The sequence below is a fragment of the Streptomyces lanatus genome, from assembly GCF_014655715.1.
In the GTDB taxonomy this organism is placed as follows: Bacteria; Actinomycetota; Actinomycetes; order Streptomycetales; family Streptomycetaceae; genus Streptomyces; species Streptomyces lanatus.
This window is the reverse complement of sequence record NZ_BNBM01000014.1, coordinates 159,761-177,939: the sequence shown is the minus strand read 5'-3', so window position 1 is coordinate 177,939 and position 18,179 is coordinate 159,761. Positions and strand designations below refer to the sequence as shown.

15 protein-coding genes and 1 tRNA gene are annotated in these 18,179 nt (G+C 71.6%); 6 read left to right on the top strand and 10 right to left on the bottom strand.

Annotated elements, in window-relative coordinates; translation table 11 throughout:
* Positions 1–64: 64 nt before the first annotated feature.
* The 3 genes from IE325_RS31465 to IE325_RS31455 all read right to left on the bottom strand — a co-directional run bounded on the left by IE325_RS31465 (position 65) and on the right by IE325_RS31455 (position 2,193).
* On the bottom strand, positions 65–883 hold the full coding sequence (locus tag IE325_RS31465) for an SCO1664 family protein (protein ID WP_190073512.1): 819 nt from the start codon (positions 881–883) through the stop codon (positions 65–67).
* On the bottom strand, positions 847–1,437 hold the full coding sequence (locus IE325_RS31460; RefSeq protein ID WP_190073511.1) for a DUF3090 domain-containing protein: 591 nt from the start codon (positions 1,435–1,437) through the stop codon (positions 847–849). The genes IE325_RS31465 and IE325_RS31460 overlap by 37 nt, the downstream gene beginning before the upstream one ends.
* A gap of 69 nt (positions 1,438–1,506) precedes the next feature.
* The gene (locus tag IE325_RS31455; RefSeq protein WP_190073510.1) at positions 1,507–2,193 is read right to left on the bottom strand and encodes a histidine phosphatase family protein; all 687 of its coding nucleotides are present in this window, start codon (positions 2,191–2,193) and stop codon (positions 1,507–1,509) included.
* A gap of 62 nt (positions 2,194–2,255) precedes the next feature.
* Here IE325_RS31455 and IE325_RS31450 point away from each other — a divergent pair, with 62 nt between their 5' ends.
* Positions 2,256–3,254 carry a magnesium and cobalt transport protein CorA gene (locus IE325_RS31450; protein WP_190073509.1) on the top strand — a complete coding sequence of 333 codons (999 nt, stop codon included), beginning with the start codon at positions 2,256–2,258 and terminating at the stop codon, positions 3,252–3,254.
* A 4-nt stretch (positions 3,255–3,258) separates the two neighbouring features.
* Here IE325_RS31450 and IE325_RS31445 read toward each other — a convergent pair whose 3' ends face one another.
* Both IE325_RS31445 and IE325_RS31440 read right to left on the bottom strand, forming a co-directional pair.
* Positions 3,259–4,047, bottom strand: a complete 789-nt coding sequence (locus tag IE325_RS31445; RefSeq protein WP_190073508.1) for a ferritin-like domain-containing protein — start codon at positions 4,045–4,047, stop codon at positions 3,259–3,261.
* Positions 4,048–4,284: 237 nt separating this feature from the next.
* On the bottom strand, positions 4,285–5,340 hold the full coding sequence (locus IE325_RS31440) for an LLM class F420-dependent oxidoreductase (protein WP_190073507.1): 1,056 nt from the start codon (positions 5,338–5,340) through the stop codon (positions 4,285–4,287).
* A 184-nt stretch (positions 5,341–5,524) separates the two neighbouring features.
* Here IE325_RS31440 and IE325_RS31435 point away from each other — a divergent pair, with 184 nt between their 5' ends.
* Complete coding sequence (locus IE325_RS31435) at positions 5,525–6,508, top strand: aldo/keto reductase (protein ID WP_190073506.1); 984 nt, start codon at positions 5,525–5,527, stop codon at positions 6,506–6,508.
* Positions 6,505–8,634, top strand: coding sequence for a helix-hairpin-helix domain-containing protein (locus IE325_RS31430; RefSeq protein ID WP_229912136.1), 2,130 nt, complete (start codon positions 6,505–6,507; stop codon positions 8,632–8,634). Before IE325_RS31435 ends, IE325_RS31430 begins: the two co-directional genes overlap by 4 nt.
* Positions 8,635–8,710: 76 nt before the next feature.
* Here IE325_RS31430 and IE325_RS31425 read toward each other — a convergent pair whose 3' ends face one another.
* A complete protein-coding gene (locus tag IE325_RS31425; RefSeq protein ID WP_190073505.1) occupies positions 8,711–9,385 on the bottom strand; it encodes a hypothetical protein in 675 nt (224 codons plus the stop codon).
* A gap of 47 nt (positions 9,386–9,432) precedes the next feature.
* Here IE325_RS31425 and IE325_RS31420 point away from each other — a divergent pair, with 47 nt between their 5' ends.
* Positions 9,433–9,621, top strand: a complete 189-nt coding sequence (locus IE325_RS31420) for a DUF5703 family protein (protein WP_007380901.1) — start codon at positions 9,433–9,435, stop codon at positions 9,619–9,621.
* Between the two features lie 81 nt (positions 9,622–9,702).
* Here IE325_RS31420 and IE325_RS46880 read toward each other — a convergent pair whose 3' ends face one another.
* From IE325_RS46880 to IE325_RS31405, 3 genes are all read right to left on the bottom strand, one after another.
* Positions 9,703–10,494, bottom strand: a complete 792-nt coding sequence (locus IE325_RS46880; protein ID WP_190073504.1) for a chaplin — start codon at positions 10,492–10,494, stop codon at positions 9,703–9,705.
* A gap of 155 nt (positions 10,495–10,649) precedes the next feature.
* Complete coding sequence (gene chpH / locus IE325_RS31410; RefSeq protein WP_190073503.1) at positions 10,650–10,883, bottom strand: chaplin ChpH; 234 nt, start codon at positions 10,881–10,883, stop codon at positions 10,650–10,652.
* Positions 10,884–11,019: 136 nt separating this feature from the next.
* Positions 11,020–12,345, bottom strand: a complete 1,326-nt coding sequence (locus tag IE325_RS31405) for a M20/M25/M40 family metallo-hydrolase (protein WP_190073502.1) — start codon at positions 12,343–12,345, stop codon at positions 11,020–11,022.
* 187 nt (positions 12,346–12,532) lie between these two features.
* Here IE325_RS31405 and IE325_RS31400 point away from each other — a divergent pair.
* Positions 12,533–12,620: transfer RNA gene (locus IE325_RS31400), tRNA-Leu, on the top strand.
* Positions 12,621–12,633: 13 nt separating this feature from the next.
* On the opposite strand, the gene IE325_RS31395 is transcribed toward IE325_RS31400, so the two are convergent.
* Positions 12,634–13,899: a hypothetical protein gene (locus IE325_RS31395; protein ID WP_190073501.1), complete on the bottom strand. Its 1,266-nt coding sequence runs from the start codon at positions 13,897–13,899 to the stop codon at positions 12,634–12,636.
* 355 nt (positions 13,900–14,254) lie between these two features.
* On the opposite strand from IE325_RS31395, the gene IE325_RS31390 reads away from it, so the two are divergent.
* Entirely contained in the window at positions 14,255–18,109 is a 3,855-nt protein-coding gene (locus IE325_RS31390) for a Pls/PosA family non-ribosomal peptide synthetase (RefSeq protein WP_190073500.1), read from the top strand.
* Positions 18,110–18,179: the final 70 nt, after the last annotated feature.

The window sequence follows — 18,179 nt, the reverse complement described above, 5'->3', positions numbered from 1 at the left end:
CACGAACCGGACCGGGCCGGATGGCCGGGGAGGCGCTCTTGCGCGGTTCCCCGGCGGTGTGCTGCTACACGGGCGGCCAGGGAATGGCCGGCCACTCCCCGCTCGGCTCGGGATGCTTCCCGGCGGTGAGCAGCGCCTCGACACGCGCGCGTGTGGCCGCCACCTCGGCGGTGGTGATCAGCCCGGCCAGCCGTACGGCCAGCGCGGCGCCCTCCTTGAGGCCGTCTCGCAGGCCGCCGAGGACCTCGATCGCCTCCTCCGTCAGGGGCTCGCCCGCCCAGCCCCACAGCAGCGTGCGCAGCTTGTTCTCGACGTTGAAGGTCACACCGTGGTCGATGCCGTAGAGCCGGCCCTCGCCGGTGGGCAGCAGATGGCCGCCCTTGCGGTCGGCGTTGTTGATCACGGCGTCCAGGACGGCCATGCGCCGCAGCCGCTCGTCGTCGGCGTGCACGAGCAGGGCGGTCTTTCCGTCGCCCACCTCGGCGAGGGCGATCGCCTTCCAGCCGGGCTCGGGTTCCTCGGCGTCCACCAGGGCGAGGAGTTCGGCCTCGGGGGCCGCGTCGATCCACAGCTGGACCATGCCCTCGCCGTACGGCCCGTCGCGCAGCACGGTGGGCGGTACGAGCCCCCAGCCGGTCGCCTCGGACACCTCGTACGCGGCGACCTCGCGCTCGGCGAGGGTGCCGTCGGGAAAGTCCCACAGCGGCCGCTCACCGGCGACCGGCTTGTACACGCAGGACGCCTCGCGCCCCTCGTGCGCGGCCGTGCAGAACAGTGCGGCGTTGGACGCCTCACGGATACGGCCGCGCACAGTCAGCTCACCCTCGGTGAGCAGTTCCACGGGGGTCACGCTCCGCGGCGGTATCCGTTCTGGCGCGGACATACGTGTCCTTCCGGGTCGAGCGGGAGGCTGCACAGCGGACACGGCGGCCGCCCGGCGTTGACGACGTCCAGGGCGCGCTTGGCGAAGGCCCTGGCCTGCGCGCCGGTGAGCCGGACCCGCAGCATCGGGGGGCCGTTCTCCTCGTCCTGGAGCAGTCGCTCCTCGGCCTCGGCGAGGTCCTCCTCGGAGTCGGCGTCGAGCTCCACGAGGGCCTGCGCCTCGACGATCATGCGCTGTTCCTCGCCGTCCCAGGCCAGGGCCATGGTGCCGACGCGGAACTCCTCCTCGATGGGGGTGTCCAGCGGGTCGGAGTCGGTGATCTCGGAGGGCGCCATGGCGGGGACGGCGGCGCTGCCGCCACTACGCCGTACGACCTCGTCGAGCAGTTCGTCCATGCGCTCGGCGAGGGCGGCGACCTGGGTCTTCTCCAGGGCCACGCTGGTCACCCGGGCGCCTGCGGTGGCCTGGAGGAAGAACGTACGGCGTCCGGGCAGTCCTACCGTGCCGGCCACGAAGCGGTCCGGGGGGTCGAAGAGGAACACCTGACGGGACACGTCCTGTCTCCTGGAGTCGTGGATGGGTGCGGCGCACTTGCGACCGCTTCACCCTACTGCGCCCGACGATCACGGTGCGCCCGCGCCGCCCCCTACCGTCGCGTCGTCGGCCGGCGGTTCCTCACGGGGGGCGAGGGACGCGAAGTCACCGGTGTCCCCGAGCCGTACGAGGAACGGCCTCAGACGTGTGTAACGGATCGCGGTGATGGAACACGGTTCAACGGAAATCCTCTGGAACAGGTCGAGATGAAGACCGAGCGCGTCCGCCACGAGGGACTTGATGACGTCGCCGTGGGAGCACATCAGATACACGGCGTCGGCGCCGTGATCGCGCTCCACGCGCGCGTTCCACTCACGTACGGCCTCGGCGGCGCGGGTCTGCATGGACCGCATCGACTCGCCGCCGGGGAACGCGGCGGCCGAGGGATGGGCCTGGACGACCTGCATCAGCGGTTCGTCCGCCAGCTCGGCGAGCTTGCGGCCGGACCAGTCGCCGTAGTGGCACTCCCCGATCCGTTCCTCGGTGTGCGCGGTGAGTGCGGGCCGGGCGTCCAGGAGCGGCCGGATGGTCTCCTGGCAGCGCTGGAGCGGGCTGGTGACGATCTCGGAGATCGGCAGCGCGGCGAGCCGAGCGGGCAGTGCGGCGGCCTGTTGGGCCCCGCGCTCGTCGAGGGCGACGCCGGGCGTCCAGCCGGCGAGCACTCCCTCGGTGTTGGCGGTGGAACGTCCGTGCCGGACCAGGATCAGCGTGGGCATGCCGCCAAGGGTAGGCATACGACGGGGTGCGCTCGGGGGCGGAGGGCGGGAGAATACGCTCCGTGATCGTCGACTGCGCCATCTACCGTGACGGGCGCCGGACGGAGGGGCCCGCGGACTTCTCCGACGCCCTGGATCTGTGCCGTCTGCAGGACGACGCGTTCGTCTGGATCGGCCTGTACGAGCCGACGGAGAAAGAGTTCGACAAGGTCACGGAGGAGTTCGGGCTGCATCCGCTGGCCGTGGAGGACGCGCTGAACGCGCACCAGCGGCCCAAGCTGGAGGTGTACGACGACTCGCTGTTCATGGTCCTCAAGCCGGTCGGCTACGAGCCGAAGAGCGACATCGTCTCCTCCGGTGAGGTCATGGTCTTCATCGGCGACTCGTTCGTGGTGACCGTCCGGCACGGCGAGGAGGCGCCGCTGGGGGTCGTGCGGGCCCGTCTGGAGCATGAGCCGGAGATGCTGCGGCACGGGCCGACGGCGGTGCTGTACACGATCGCGGACGCGGTGGTCGACCACTACGTGGACGTGGCGGGCGAGTTGGGCACCGACCTGGCGGAGCTGGAGGCGGAGGTGTTCTCGCCGACCGGCGGCGGCTCCCGGCTCACGGCGTCGCGCATCTACGCCTTCAAGCGGCAGATCATGGAGTTCCGCAGGGCCACGGGACCGCTCGCGCAGCCCGTGTCCCGGCTCGCGGGCACCGGTCTCATCGGCGCGCGGGTGCCGTTCGTGCACGACAAGGCGCAGCCCTTCTTCCGCGATGTGAGCGACCACCTCACGCGCGTGAACGAAGCCGTGGAGGGCCTGGACCGGCTGGTCTCCGATGTGCTGTCGGCGCATCTGGCGCAGATGAGCGTGCGGCAGAACGACGACATGCGGAAGATCTCCGCGTGGGCGGCCATGGCCGCGGTCCCCACGATGATCGCGGGGATCTACGGCATGAACTTCGAGCACATGCCGGAGCTGCGCTGGACCGGTTCGTATCCGGTGCTGATCCTGGCCATGGCCGCCGTCGAGGTGCTGCTGTACCGGCTGTTCAAACGCCGGGGCTGGCTGTAGGGCGTCAGGCGAGCTCGGGTGCCGAGGTGGCGGGTCCGCCGAGGGCGTCGCGGCGTTCCGGCATGGTCAGCGACACCATGCGCCGCCAGCCCGCGAGCCGCTCCCAGCGGTACATGGCGTGGATGCCGAGGGCGAGCATGGTCGCCTTCGCTCGCGGCCAGCCGAGGATGCGTCCCATGTGGTCCATGACCGCGAGGCTGACGTCCCGGTAGATGCGGATCTCGGCGAGCGCGCACTCACGCAGCGTGGCCTGGATGAACCGGCCGTGCCCCGCGGCGGCGAACCGCAGCAGTTCCTCATGCGTGTAGGCGAGGTGGTTGTCCTCATCGTTGGAGATCATCCGGACCGCCTTGCCGATCACGGGGTCGTCGGCGAAGAACTTACGGAGCATGATCATCTGGTCGGCGGCGCGCTGCTCGGTGACCCTGCTGTGGGCGAGGTACGTGACGATGTCCTCGACCGTGAGCGGCTCGTCGGCCTTGAGTTTCTCGTGGGCGAGCCCGATGCCGTACTTCTCCAGCAGCATCGTGTAGTCGGTCTCGGGCGGGACGGGCACGGGTTCGAGGCCGCGCTTCTTCAGCAGGGCGTTGAAGATCCGCCCATGTTTGTCCTCGTCCGCGCCATGCCGGGTGATCTTGGGGGCCATGGCACGCTCGCTGTCGGGTACGAGCGCGGCGATACGCGCGTTCTCCCAACCGCCCTGGGACTCACCGCTGGCCGCGATCGAGCAGAACAGGCGGAAGGACTCGTCGTTGTCGAGGATCTCCTGGAACAGACTCTTCGCCGAAAGCATCGTGGGGCACCTCTCTCAGGACGCCGCAGGATTCCCGCAAAGAACGAGTCAAATGCGGTACGAGAGGTGCTGCAACAGCTACGACGGACAACTCCGCCAAAAGAATGACCATCAGGGTCACCACGGGGGCGTAACCGGGTGGGGACGCGCGCGTTGTATCTGCAACGGCCGTGGCGGGGAAGACCCCCGAGCCCCCACCACGGCCGCTGAAATCCCTTCTTCGTACGGCGCCTCGCGTCACGCCAGTCCGGCGCGCTCCAGGGCCTCGGTACCGGCGCGCAGGGAGGCGAGCCGCTCGTCGAGCGTGAAGCCGGCCGGCGCGAGGGACAGGGTGGTGACCCCGGCCGCGGCATAGGCCTTCATCCGGTCGGCGATGCGGTCGACGGAGCCGAGCAGCGCGGTCTGGTCGATCAGGTCCTGCGGTACGGCGGCCGCGGCGCCCTGCTTGTCGCCGGAGAGGTACTTGGTCTGGATCTCGGCGGCTTCCTGCTCGTAGCCCATGCGCTGGGCGAGCTGGTTGTAGAAGTTCTGCTTGGGGCTGCCCATGCCGCCGACGTAGAGCGCGGTGTAGGGGCGGAAGGTGTCGGCGAGCGTGGCCAGGTCCTTGTCGTCGCCGAGGGCGAGCGGCAGGGTCGGGCAGATGTCGAACCCGTCGAGGGTCTTGCCGGCCTTCTCGCGTCCGGCGCGCAGATGCTTGACGGTGGTCTCCTCCAGGTGCTCGGCGGAGGGGAAGATCACCAGGGCGCCGTCGGCGATCTCGCCGGTCTGCTCCAGGTTCTTCGGGCCGATGGCGGCGATGTAGAGCGGGATGTGCTCGCGCTCCGGGTGCACGGTCAGCTTGATCGGCTTGCCGGGGCCGCCGGGCAGCGGCAGCGTCCAGTGCTGGCCCTCGTAGGTCAGGCGCTCGCGCGTCATGGCCTTGCGGACGATCTCGACGTACTCACGCGTGCGTGCCAGCGGCTTGTCGAACTTGACGCCGTACCAGCCCTCGGAGACCTGCGGTCCGGAGACGCCGAGGCCGAGGCGGAAGCGGCCGCCGGAGAGGGAGTCCAGGGTCGCGGCGGTCATCGCGGTCATCGCCGGCTGACGGGCCGGGATCTGGAAGATGGCGGAGCCGACGTCGATGCGCTCGGTCTGGGCGGCGACCCAGCTGAGCACGGTGGCCGCGTCCGAGCCGTACGCCTCGGCGGCCCAGCACACGGCGTAGCCCAGCCGGTCGGCCTCCTGCGCGACGGCGAGATTGTCCGCGTCCATTCCGGCGCCCCAGTAGCCGAGGTTGATCCCGAGCTGCATGGCCGATCCCCTTACCGATCAGTAACGTCCTTGTCGGGCCCGACCTTAGCGCGGGGTGCCGCCCGCGGGGAGGCCGATGTGGCGGGCATCGCCCGACTGACCCGCGCATCCCCGGTGAGGGTCCGGAAAACTGGTTATCCACAGGCCCCCACACGGCAGGTTCTGGCCAGTAATCTCGGCGTTCATGGAGCAGAGGCATCTCGGCCGCACCGGCCTGCGCGTGTCCCGGATCGGACTCGGCACCCTCACCTGGGGCAGGGACACCGACGAGCATGACGCCGCGGACCTCTTGAAGACGTTCTGGGAGGCGGGCGGCACCCTCGTCGACACGGCGGACGTGTACGGCGACGGGGAGGCCGAGTACCTGCTGGGCCGGCTCATGGAGGGGCTGATCCCGCGCCGGGACCTGGTCATCTCCACGAAGGCGGGCAGCGTGCCCGACCCGGACCGCCGTTTCGACGGCTCACGCGGCCATCTGCTCTCGGCGCTGGACGCCTCACTGGCCCGGCTCGGCACGGAGTACGTCGACGTCTGGCACATCCACGCCTTCGACCCGTACACCCCGCTGGAGGAGACCCTCCAGGCCCTCGACCTCGCCGTCAGCAGCGGCCGCGCACGCTATGCGGGTGTCTCCAACTTCTGCGGCTGGCAGCTCGCCAAGGCGGCGACCTGGCAGCTCGCGGCGCCCGGCATACGGACCCGGCTCGCGAGCACACAGCTGGAGTACTCGCTGCTGCAACGCGGGGTGGAACGGGAGGTGCTGCCGGCCGCGCTGGACCTGGGCATCGGCATGCTGCCCTCGTCCCCGCTCGGCCGGGGCGTGCTGACCGGCAAGTACCGCACCGCCACTCCGGCCGACTCGCGCGGTGCCTCGGAGCATCTGGCGCCGTTCGTCGCGCCGTACCTCGACGACACGGCGAGCCGCATCGTGGACGCGGTGCAGACGGCGGCCGACGGTCTTGCCGTCTCCCCGCTCCAGGTCGCCCTCGCCTGGGTCCGCGACCGGCCCGGCGTGACCGCGCCCGTCATAGGCGCGCGCAACTCACAGCAGCTCACGGCGGCGTTGTCAGTGGAGGCCCTTAGTCTTCCTGACGAGATCTGCCGGGCGCTCGACGATGTGTCGGCGCCCGTGCACCGCTATCCCGATCACGACTGGAGCACGCTGTGAGCACGGAGCCACCCGAGACCGCGGAGGACGCCGAGCCGGGGACGCCGGGAGGCGAAGGCGGCGACGGCCCCTCGGAGGCCGGTGAGCAGGCGGGCGGCGACAGTGCCGCGCAGAAGTCCGAGGCCGAGGCCGAGCTCGCCGCCCAGCAGGTCGAGCGGGAGCGGATCGCTCGGCGCAAGGCCGAGAAGCAGGGGCCCATCGACAGCGGGGCCAAGCTGAGCGGCAAGGCCGCCGATCTCCTCGCCGCCGTACGGGCCGTGGAGGGCGGCGCCAAGCCCGCGGCGACCGTCTTCAGCGAGCCGGAACCACCGCGCCGCCCCGCCCCGGAGCCCACCCGCCGACCGCAGCCCGCACCGGCGTCGCCCACGGCCGCGGCGCCCGCCTCGGAGACCGTGGACTCCGTGCGGGGCGTGCTGTCCGAGGGCGGTGCCCCGGAAGCCCTCGCCGCCCAGGCCGCCGCCGTTCTCGGCGAGGGCGCCGCGGACCAGCTGCGGGCGGACCCCTGGCAGTTGCTGCGGCTCGGCGGGGTACGGCCCGAGCAGGCCGACGGGTTCGCGCGGGCGCTGCTCGGTGCGGAGGCCGGACCGGACGACGAGCGGCGGGGGCGCGCGGTCACCGTCTGGCTTCTGGAGCAGGCGGCCGTGGCCGGGCACACGGCGCTGGAACTTCCGGCGCTCACCGCCGCACTGACCCAGCGGGGCGTGCCGGACGCCGACACCGCCGTACAGAACACCCTGGCCGAGGGCGAGGCGCTGGCCTTCCAGGATGCCCTGGACGAGCCCGGTGCCCCGGCCCGGCGGGACGAGGAGACCGAGGAGGACGAGGAGCGGCCGGTCCGGGTCCTGGTCGGTCTGGAGCGGTACGCCCTCGCGGAGGAGAGCCTCGCCGACGGGCTGGGCCGGCTGATCAACTCGGCGCCCAAGCAGGACGGTTCGGCCGACGAGTGGGAGCGGGCGGCGGGCGGCGCCGGTTCCGCCGCCGATCTGATCCGGGCGGTCGCGACGAACGGCCTGGTGCTGCACACCGGCGGTGAGGCCTCCCGCGCCGAACCGGCGGCGCTGCTGCACGCGGCACGTGCCCTCGGGCTGCGGGCATGGGCGGCGACCCACGTTCCGCTGGGCCGACAGCGGTTCTCGGCGCTGCTGAAGGAGTCCGAGGCGCCCGGCGTCGCCACCGTCGCCGGTCTGCTCTCCGGCGCGGAAGGTCCCGGGCGGGACGGGGAAGGGGCGTTCGACCTCGATCTGCTCGTCGTGCTCGACGCGCCGCAGCTGGACGTCGAGACGGCCGCGCTGCTCATCGAGTCGCTGCCGGACGGGGCCCGGCTGGTGCTGTCCGGGGATCCGGGGGTGCTGTGGTCGGCGGGGCCCGGGCGGGTGTTCGCCGATCTGCTGGCGGCGCGCATCTGCCCGCAGATCGCCTCACGGCTGCCGGATCCCGGCCCGCTGGGCGAGTTGGTCTCCGGTATCGGCATCGGCGAGCTGAACCAGGTCGAGGCGCCCGGCAAGGAGGTCGTGATCGTGCCGGTGCGGGACGCGGGCGAGGCCGTGCACCGCACCGTGCAGCTCGTCGCCGACTCGGTGCCGCGGGCGATCGGCATCCCGGCCGAGGAGACCCAGGTGATCACGCCGGGCCACGGCGGAGCGGCCGGCACCCGCGCGCTCAACGCCGCGCTGAAGGAACGGCTGAACCCCGGCCCCGGGCGCTTCGGCGGCTTCGACCCCGGTGACCGCGTCGCGTACTCCCCCGCACCGGGCCGCACGGTCCTGGGCCAGGTCGTGAAGGCCGACGCCGAGGGACTGCACCTGTCCTGCGCGGGCGAGGCCGTCGTCGTACCGAAGGAGCGGGTGGAGCATGCCGTGCGGCACGGCTGGGCCCTGACCGCCCACCAGGCGGCCGGCGGGCGATGGGCGGCTGCGGTCGTGGTCCTGCCGGGCGACGCGGCGCAGGCCCTGAGCAGACCGTGGGTCTACACGGCGTTCGGCCGGGCGGAGCGCCACCTGTCCGTGGTCCACGGGGTGGAGCAGGCACTGCCCCGCGCGGTGGCCGAGGTCCCGGCGAAGCCACGCACGACCCGCCTGCCCATCCTGGTCGGACCACAGGTACCGTCCGGGGCCGACCAGCCGTAACGCCCCAGGGCCCCGCACACAACGACGGCGGCGGCCACGGAATGAATCCGTGGCCGCCGCCGTCGAAACCGCCGCGTCAGCGATCCGCGTCCAGCGGTTCGAGTTCGTCGTCCAGCTCTTCCTCGAGATCCTCGGCGTCCTCGAGGTCGTCGTCGAACACCGTGCTGACGTCGAACCGGCACACCACCCGCTGCGGGTCGACGCCCTCGAAGGGCGCCTCCAGCCATTCACCGGGTTCGGCCTGGTCGTCCGCGGCGGTCACCCAGAGCGTGGAGTCACCCTCCTCCAGTCCGAACTCCTTGTGCCGGGAGGCGATCTCGTCCGCCTCGAACTCGCCGAACAGGATGCCCAGCGCCCCGTGCACCGTGCCGGAGGCGTCCGCGTCCGAGCCGTCGTCGTAGTCCGCAGCCTCGACCCGCTGGGCCTGCGCCATCAGCCGCTGCGGCTCAGCGACGGCGTAGTCACGGCGGATCAGCACGCTCAGCGCGTTCGGTTCCTCGGGCCCTGTGTACGGCGGCAGCGCGTCCTCCGTACCGGGGATCTCGAAGGGTGTGACCTCGTCATAGCGGTCGTAGAGCAGCTCGTCGTAAACCTCGGCGGCTGCGGCCAGCTGGTTGAACGCCTCGTAGACAGCCGGGTCGTCCTCACCCGACCGGCGTTCGACCGCGGCCAGGTGGCGGTCGAGCGCGGTCTTGACCGCCTCGGCGGCGGCGCGTACCTCGGCAGCGGTGGGCTGCACAGCATCAGACATAGTGCAGACGCTATCCGTACCGGGCCCCAGCCCGCACAATAGATGCGATGCCGGAATACGAATTTGTCGACGTGTACGTACCGCGGGGGGTCTCCCGCAAGGACGCCACACGCCTGCTGACGGACCATGCCGAGTACGGACACTGGGAGTTGGACCGCCTGAGCCTGATGCGGGACGGGAGCCGCAGGGTGCGGTTGCGCCGCCGGATCATCCGGCAGGTGCGGGCCACATGGTGAGCTGACGCGACGGACAGAACGAGACGGAGCGGGCCCTGCCGAGGCGGGGCCCGCTCCGTTCGTGCCGGAAGCCGACGCCGGCTACTGCGTGGGCCGTGCCTTGCGGTACAGCACCGCACCCGCGAGCAGCGCCCCCGCGCCGACCGGCAGGACGAGGCCCATCGGCAGGTCGCTGCCCGTCTGGGCGAGCTGGGCGTCGCCCTGGGGCTGGGTCACGAGGTGGGTGCCCGGGTGGTTCGCGTGCGAGGCGCCGCCGCCCGGTGTCACGCCGCCCGCGCTGGGCGGCGTGCTCGGGGAACCGGGGTGGGACGGCTCGACGGGGTTCTCCGGGCTGCCGGGGTTACCGGGGTTCCCAGGGTTGCCGGGATGACCCGGATTCCCCGGATTGCCCGGGTTCCCCGGCGGGTTCTCGTGGCCGCCGCCCGGCGGGGTGTGACCCCCGCCGTCGCCGCCGTTGGCACAGTCGTTGCCCGTGCTGGGGTTGCCGATGCCGATGACGTCGACGCTGTTCCCGCAGACGTTGACCGGCACATGGACGGGCGCCTCGACATGGTTGCCGGAGCCGATGCCCGGCGAGTCACTGGCGTGACCGTCGGCCGACGCGCCGCCCCCGCCGTGCGAGCCGCCGCCCCCATTGGAGCAGCTGTTGCCGATCGCCGGGTTGAGCACGCCGATGACGTCGACGGTGTTGCCGCAGACGTTGACCGGCACGTCCACCGGCGCCTGCACGGTGTTGCCCGACAGCACACCGGGCGAGTTCGAGCTGGAGCCGTGCGCCCCCGCGCCGGTCGCGTGGGCGGTGCCGCCCGCTGCGGCGATGACGCCGGTCGCGGCCGCCACGGTCATCAGACCCTTGCGGGTGATCTGTCGCATTGCTGATTACCTGCCTTCGACCTTGTTCCAAAAGGACGAAGTCGGAGGATCGACCGACCCTCCGACGTTCCGAAAAGGCCGGTCGGCCCCGGAGCGCATGGCACGCACTCCGGGGCCGACGGGCTCAGCCCCTGTTCACGGGGCGAGGCACAACGTCACTTGTTGATGCAGGTGTTGCCGAAGGCGGGGTTCAGCAGCCCGATCACGGAGACCGTGTTGCCGCAGACGTTCACGGGGACGTGAACCGGCGCCTGGACGACGTTGCCGGACAGGATGCCCGGGGAGTGCACCGCGGCACCCTGGGCACCGGAGTCGGCAACGGCCAGGCCCGCGCCCGCGAGAACCAGCCCACCGGTGGCAGCCGCAGCAGCGACGACCTTCTTGATCATTGTTCCTCCTTGTTGGCAATGCGATCACAAGTAGCTGATCGCATCACCTGTAACGAGGAGGAACTAATAGGGCTACGACCTTATGAGCGCGTTCACTCTCGCCAGTCACGCCCAGCACATCTGGACGATTACGGTCTCAGGACGCGTCGATGAAGCGGTCCAGTACGCGGACGCCGAACTGCAGCCCTTCCACCGGTACCCGCTCGTCGACGCCGTGGAACATCCCGGCGAAGTCCAGCTCCGGCGGCAGCTTCAGCGGTGCGAAGCCGAAGCCCCGGATGCCCAGGTCGTCGAAGGACTTGGCGTCCGTGCCGCCGGAGAGCATGTAGGGGATGGCCTTCGCGGCCGGGTCCTCGGCGACCAGCGCGGACTGCATGGCGTCCACCAGAGCCCCGTCGAAGCTGGTCTCGACGGCCTTGTCGGCGTGTACGTCCTCGCGCCTGACCTTGGGTCCGAGGATCTTGTCGAGGTCGGCGAGGAACTCCTCCTCGAAGCCGGGCAGGAAGCGGCCGTCGACATGGGCGGTGGCCTCGCCGGGGATGACGTTGACCTTGTAGCCGGCGCCGAGCTGGGTGGGGTTGGCGGTGTTGCTGAGGGTCGCGCCGATGAGCTTGGCGATGCCGCCGAGCCTGGCGAGGGTGCCCTCCATGTCCTCCGGGTCGAGTTCGGTGCCGAGGGCGTCGCCGAGTTCGTCGAGGAAGGCCCGGGTGGTCTTGGTGACCCGCACCGGGAACTTGTGCCGGCCGAGGCGCGCGACCGCCTCGGACAGTTCGGTGATGGCGTTGTCCCGGTGGATCATCGAGCCGTGCCCGGCGGTGCCGGCCACGGTCAGCTTCATCCAGTGCATGCCCTTCTCGGCGGTCTGGATCAGATAGAGCCGCCGCTGCTCGTTCACCGTGAACGAGAAGCCGCCCACCTCGCTGATCGCCTCGGTGACGCCCTCGAAGAGGTCCGGGTGCTTGTCGACGAGGAAGCGGGCGCCGAACTTGCCGCCGGCCTCCTCGTCGGCGAGGAACGCGAGCACGATGTCCCGCGGGGGCCTGCGGCCGCTGCGCAGCCGGTCACGGACGACCGCGAGGGTCATCGCGTCCATATCCTTCATGTCGACGGCGCCACGCCCCCACACACATCCATCGGCGACCTCGCCGGAGAAGGGGTGGTGGGTCCAGTCGTCGGCGTTGGCCGGTACGACGTCGGTGTGGCCGTGGATGAGCAGCGCGGGGCGGGACGGGTCCTCGCCCTCGATCCGCGCCACGGTGGAGGCGCGCCCCGGGTGCGACTCGAAGATCTTCGGTTCGAGGCCCACCTCGGCGAGCTTCTCGGCGACGTACTCGGCCGCCGCCCGCTCACCGGGTCCGGAGTGGTCGCCGTAGTTGCTGGTGTCGATCCGGATCAGCTCGCGGCAGAGGTCCACGACCTCGTCCTCGCCGGTGACGCCCCTGGTCGTGTCCGTGTCGCTCACGCTGCTTCCCTCCGCGGTCGCTGCTGCTGTTCCCCCTCATCCTCCCTCCGACCACGGCCCCGCCCAAGAGCGGCCACGACCCGTCACACGCCGTTCACGTCGCGACGGGGGGTGATCGGGGGCCCTTCGAAAGCCTGGTAATGTTTCCTCTGTCGCCGCGGGGGAAACCCCGCACGACAGACACCTTGTCCGGGTGGCGGAATGGCAGACGCGCTAGCTTGAGGTGCTAGTGCCCTTTATCGGGCGTGGGGGTTCAAGTCCCCCCTCGGACACCAGCTGAAACCCCTGTCAAGCAGGGGTTTCTTGCTTTTCCGGGCCCGTCGGGGGCCTTCTGCGGCCGTCGGCGGCGAGCAGGGCGATCACTGTGAGTGCCGCGAGCAGGATGATCACCAGGACCACGACCGTCCAGACCGTGGGGTTGTTCCACAGCGCGAACACCAGGGTGATCAGCAGCAGTGCGCCGATGGTGAGCCACTTGCGGTTGGCCTCGGTCCAGGTCCCGGCGCGGCCCGTGGTGAGGCCGTGCGAGTCCGCCCAGCGGGCCGTCGTGTCGGCGCCCTGCTCGGCCCAGCCGCGTAGGGCGCGGGGCAGTCGCCCGGGGCCGACGAGGTAGGCGCCGAGGGCGATGAGCACGCCGAGGACGATCACGGTCCGCAGGGTGACCTTCAGGAAGCGCAGCAGCGTGTCGAACACGGAGGCCGCGGCCGGCTCGGACAGGACGGTCGGCGGCAGATGGTCCAGGTAGTAGCGGCGGGCGATGACCAGGGCGATGGCCACGACGAGACAGCCGAAGGCAGCCCCGAGCGACGCTTTGGCCAGGGCTCGGCGGCGACGGTGGGCCAGCAGGATTCCCGCGGCCCCCAGCAGCACGGTGATGATCGGCATCCAGTAGCCGGCCAGGTCCAGCGCGTGTGCCGCGTCCTGGAACTGGTCGAGCTGGTCGGACTTGAACAGGACGACCTGTTTCTCGACGTCCGGGATCTTGGAAGCGGGCTGTACACCGGCGTCGACCAGTTCCTTCTTGACCTGTTCCACCGCGGTTCCGACGTCGAGGGTCACGGTGCCCTCCTCGACGCCGATCGCCCCGCGTCCCTTGCCCGTGAGGGCGTGCACCACGGCCGAATGGGCGGTGCGGTTCGCCGTGACCCAGAGGTTCTCGAACCGGTCGCTCTCGACGAAGCGCTTCGCGATCCGGTCGGCGGCGGCGTTCGCGGCCTCGTCCACCTGGGGGGCCAGCGCCTTGACGGCATCGGCCGCGCGGGGCGGCAGGCCCTGCGATTTGAGCCAGTTCGCGATGTCGGTGGTGACCTGTTTGCCGTTCACGCGGACGTCCACCGCGTCGACGAGCCGGTGGCGTACGGCGTCCTCGATGTCGCGGTCGGTGGCGAGCGGCTTCATCGTCTTGACGTAGCGGTCGGTGTCGAGGGCGATGTCGTGCACCCACACCGTGATCACGGTGACGGGGACCAGGACGCAGGCGAGGACGATCAGGACCGCCGAGGCCGTGCCGCGCAGGATCCTGCCCGTACGACTGCCCTGTGGTGGGTTCGACATCCGTCCTCCGGCAAGGGCAGGGAAGCACCGTCCGCGGCGCCCGCGGTCTGTGTCCATTGCCGCCGCTGGCAGGGGCCTCGGCATCCCGGAATGGGCCATCCGGACGCTGTGTCCACCGCCCTGTCACGCACTGTGTGGGGGATGTCTCGTTCGGTCGAAGATCACCAGGTCAGCGCAGGTCGCCGGAGTCTGGAGCAGCCTCGAACACGTCCCCCGAGTGGCCGTTCCCCGGCCCCGAACCTAGCGTCGTACTAAAATTTCCGGCTTGTTACGGAGCTGGAGCCGGACAACCCCAGGCAAACCTGCGGGCCCGCCAGCGCCCCGGAGGCATCCGGGTTCGAGACGCGAGGACCGGATGGCAGCGATTCACGAGAGTGATGCTCTCGGCCTGCTCCACGAAGAACTCCGCGAGAAGTTCGGCGACACCGCCCGTTTCTCCGGAGGCCCCGCGGCCTCCCCGCGCACCCTCGTCGACGTCTTCGACGCGTCGGTGCGGTCGTTCCCGGACGAGCCGGCGCTGGACGACGGCACCACCAGCCTGACCTACCGGGCGCTCGCCATCGAGGTGGAGCGGGTGCGGCGGGCGCTCGCCGAGGCCGGTGTCGGGCTCGGGGACCGGGTGGGCGTGCGGGTGCCGTCCGGCACCAACGACCTGTACGTGGCGATCCTGGCCGTGCTCGCGGCCGGTGCCGCCTATGTCCCCGTGGACGCCGAGGACCCGGACGAGCGGGCGGAGCTGGTGTTCGGGGAAGCCGATGTACGGGCCGTCGTCGGGGCCGGGCACGAGCTGACCGTGCACTCGCGCAGTGACGTTCCCGCCGCGCGCCCCGGTGTCGAGCACGACGCGTGGATCATCTTCACCTCCGGCTCGACCGGTAAGCCCAAGGGCGTCGCGGTCTCCCACCGCAGTGCCGCCGCGTTCGTGGACGCCGAGGCCGCGCTGTTCCTCACCGAGGAGCCGATCGGGCCCGGCGACCGGGTCATGGCGGGACTCTCGGTCGCGTTCGACGCGTCCTGCGAGGAGATGTGGCTGGCGTGGCGGTACGGCGCCTGTCTGGTGCCGGTACCGCGTTCGCAGGTCAGGAGCGGGGCCGATCTCGGGCCGTGGCTGGTGGAGCAGGAGATCACGGTCGTGTCGACCGTGCCGACGCTCGCCGCGCTCTGGGAGCCGGAGACCCTCAACGACGTACGGCTGCTGATCTTCGGCGGTGAGGCCTGCCCGCCGGAGCTGACGCAGCGGCTGGTGACCGAGGGCCGCGAGGTGTGGAACACCTACGGGCCCACCGAGGCGACCGTGGTGGCCTGTGCGGCGCTGATGAGCGGCGAGGAGCCGATCCGGATCGGGCTGCCGCTGGACGGCTATGAGCTGGCCGTCGTGGACGAGGCCGGTGAGCCGGTGCCGATGGGCGCCAGCGGGCAGCTGGTGATCGGCGGGGGCGGGCTCGCCCGGTATCTCGACGCCGAGAAGGACGCGGAGAAGTACGCGCCGCTGGAGTCGCTCGGCTGGGAGCGGGCGTACCGCAGTGGTGACCTCGTCAAGGCGGAGCCGGAGGGGCTGGTCTTCCTCGGGCGGGCCGACGAGCAGATCAAGCTCGGCGGGCGGCGGATCGAGCTCGGTGAGGTGGATGCCGCGCTGCAGGCGCTGCCGGGTGTGGCCGGTGCGGCGGCCGCCGTGCGGACCGCGCGCAGTGGGAATCAGTTGCTCGTCGGGTACGTCGTCACGCAGGACGGCTGGGACCAGGCGACGGCGGTGGAGAAGCTGCGGGCCGAGCTGCCGGCCGCGCTGGTGCCGCTGCTGGCGCCCGTGGACGACCTGCCGACCCGGACCAGCGGCAAGGTGGACCGCAACGCCTTGCCGTGGCCCCTGGAGGGCCTGGAGACGGGTGGCCGTTCCGAGCAGTTGTACGGCACCGAGGCGTGGCTGGCGGAGCAGTGGACCGAGGTGCTCGGGATCCCCGTCGGCAGGGCCTCCGACGACTTCTTCGCGATCGGCGGCGGCAGCCTGGCCGCCGCGCAGCTGACGACGCGACTGCGGACCCGCTACCCGAGCGCGGCCGTCCTGGACATCTACCAGCAGCCGGTGCTGCGCAAGCTGGCCCGGCACCTGGAGGAGTCGGCGCACGACGACGGGGCGGAGCGGCTCATCGCTCCGGTGCCCCGGAGCGCCCAGCTGATCCAGGTGCTGCTGCTCGTTCCGCTGTTCACGCTGCTCGGTCTGCGCTGGACGGTCGTGCTGGCCGCGCTCGGCAATGTGCTGCCCGCCTATGGGTGGCTGCCGACGGCGCCCTGGTGGCTGCTCGCGGCCGGGGCCGCGGCGCTGTTCAGCCCGCCCGGGCGGCTCGCGCTGGCGGCCGGCGGGGCGCGGCTGCTGCTCAAGGGTGTGAAGCCGGGCCGGTATCCGCGCGGTGGCAGTGTGCATCTGCGGCTGTGGACGGCCGAGCGGCTGGCCGAGTTCAGCGGGGCGACCTCGCTGACCGGTGCCTGGCTGGAGCGCTACGCGCGGGCGCTGGGCGCCAAGGTCGGGCCCGAGGCGGACCTGCACTCGCTGCCGCCGGTGACCGGGCTGCTGAAGCTGGGGCGCGGTGCCGCCGTCGAGTCCGAGGTGGACCTGTCCGGGTACTGGCTGGACGGGGACCGGCTGGAGATCGGCTCGGTCAAGGTCGGCGCGCACGCCGTCGTCGGCACGCGCAGCATGCTGTTCCCGGGCGCCCGCGTCGGCAAGCGGGCCGAGGTGGCGCCGGGTTCGGCGGTCACCGGGCAGGTGCCGACCGGGCAGCGCTGGGCGGGCGCGCCCGCGGTCAAGCTCGGCAAGGCCAAGCGGAACTGGCCCATGGAGCGGCCGCGGCGCGGCACGTACTGGCGGGTGATGTACGGCCTGACCGGCCTCGCGCTCAGCGCGCTGCCGCTGCTGGCCGGTGTGGCCGCGTTCCTCGTGGCCCGGGTGTTCTTCACGCCGGACGCGCCGCTGACGGGCGCCGCGCTGGCCCTGGTCCCGGCGACGCTGGCCTTCGGGGCGGCGTACGCGCTGCTGATCCTGATCTCCGTGCGGCTGCTGAGCCTCGGTCTGCGGGAGGGCACGCATCCCACGCACAGCCGGGTCGGCTGGCAGGCCTGGACCGTGACGCAGCTGATGGACCGCTCGCGCGAGACGCTGTTCCCGCTGTACGCCGGGCTGGTCACGCCGGTGTGGCTGCGGCTGCTCGGGATGCGCATCGGGCGGGGCGCCGAGGTGTCCACGGTCCTGGCGCTGCCTAGCCTGACGACGGTCGGTGAGGGCGCGTTCCTGGCCGACGACACGCTGACCGCGCCGTACGAGCTCGGTGGCGGCTGGATGCGGATCGGGCGGGCGGAGATCGGGCGGCGGGCGTTCCTCGGGAACTCGGGGATGACCGCGCCGGGACGCTCCGTGCCGGACGGCGGCCTGGTCGGTGTGCTGTCGGCGACGCCGAAGAAGGCGAAGAAGGGCACGTCGTATCTGGGGCTGCCGCCGGTGAAGCTGCCGCGGGCCGCGTCCGACGGCGACCAGAGCCGGACGTACGACCCGCCTTCGCACCTGCTGTGGGCGCGCGGTCTGGTGGAGCTGTGCCGGATCGTGCCGGTGTTCTGCTCGGCCGGGGTCGCGGTGCTGACGATCGCCGCGCTGTGTGCGCTGGGCCCCTGGGCGCCGCTGCTGTCCGGGCTTGTGCTGCTCGCGGCGGGTGCCGCCGCCGGGCTGGTGTCGATCGCCGCGAAGTGGCTGCTGGTGGGGCGGCATCACAGCGGGGAGCATCCGCTGTGGTCGTCCTTCGTGTGGCGCAACGAACTCGCCGACACGTTCGTCGAGGTGCTGGCCGTGCCGTGGTTGGCGGGCTCGGTACCGGGTACGCCGGTGATGACAGCGTGGCTTCGGGGGCTCGGTGCGCGCATCGGCAAGGGCGTGTGGGTGGACAGCTACTGGCTGCCGGAGACGGATCTGGTGACGCTGGAGGACGCGGCAACCGTCAACCGGGGCTGTGTGCTCCAGACACACCTCTTCCACGACCGGATCTTGCGGACGGATACTGTGGTCCTCCGTGAGGGCGCGACGCTGGGTCCTGGCGGGATCGTCCTGCCCGGCAGCGCGATCGGAGCCCGCACGACACTGGGTCCCGCGTCGCTGGTGATGGCGGCGGAGTCGGTCCCCGACGACACCCGGTGGCTCGGCAATCCGATCGAAGCATGGCGTTCCTGAGCGCGGCCCACTCAGGGCCGGAGAGCAACGGGCCGGCACGGAGTGGCAGCGGTACAGCGCAGGGAGCACA

Excerpts from the sequence above, each read along its gene's own strand:
- IE325_RS31465 (WP_190073512.1), bottom strand. The coding sequence starts at position 883 with ATGTCCGCGCCAGAACGGATACCGCCGCGGAGCGTGACCCCCGTGGAA.
- IE325_RS31455 (WP_190073510.1), bottom strand. The coding sequence starts at position 2,193 with ATGCCCACGCTGATCCTGGTCCGGCACGGACGTTCCACCGCCAACACC.
- IE325_RS31445 (WP_190073508.1), bottom strand. The coding sequence starts at position 4,047 with ATGCTTTCGGCGAAGAGTCTGTTCCAGGAGATCCTCGACAACGACGAG.
- IE325_RS31440 (WP_190073507.1), bottom strand. The coding sequence starts at position 5,340 with ATGCAGCTCGGGATCAACCTCGGCTACTGGGGCGCCGGAATGGACGCG.
- IE325_RS31435 (WP_190073506.1), top strand. The coding sequence starts at position 5,525 with ATGGAGCAGAGGCATCTCGGCCGCACCGGCCTGCGCGTGTCCCGGATC.
- IE325_RS31425 (WP_190073505.1), bottom strand. The coding sequence starts at position 9,385 with ATGTCTGATGCTGTGCAGCCCACCGCTGCCGAGGTACGCGCCGCCGCC.
- IE325_RS31420 (WP_007380901.1), top strand. The coding sequence starts at position 9,433 with ATGCCGGAATACGAATTTGTCGACGTGTACGTACCGCGGGGGGTCTCC.
- IE325_RS46880 (WP_190073504.1), bottom strand. The coding sequence starts at position 10,494 with ATGCGACAGATCACCCGCAAGGGTCTGATGACCGTGGCGGCCGCGACC.
- chpH (WP_190073503.1), bottom strand. The coding sequence starts at position 10,883 with ATGATCAAGAAGGTCGTCGCTGCTGCGGCTGCCACCGGTGGGCTGGTT.
- IE325_RS31395 (WP_190073501.1), bottom strand. The coding sequence starts at position 13,899 with ATGTCGAACCCACCACAGGGCAGTCGTACGGGCAGGATCCTGCGCGGC.
- IE325_RS31390 (WP_190073500.1), top strand. The coding sequence starts at position 14,255 with ATGGCAGCGATTCACGAGAGTGATGCTCTCGGCCTGCTCCACGAAGAA.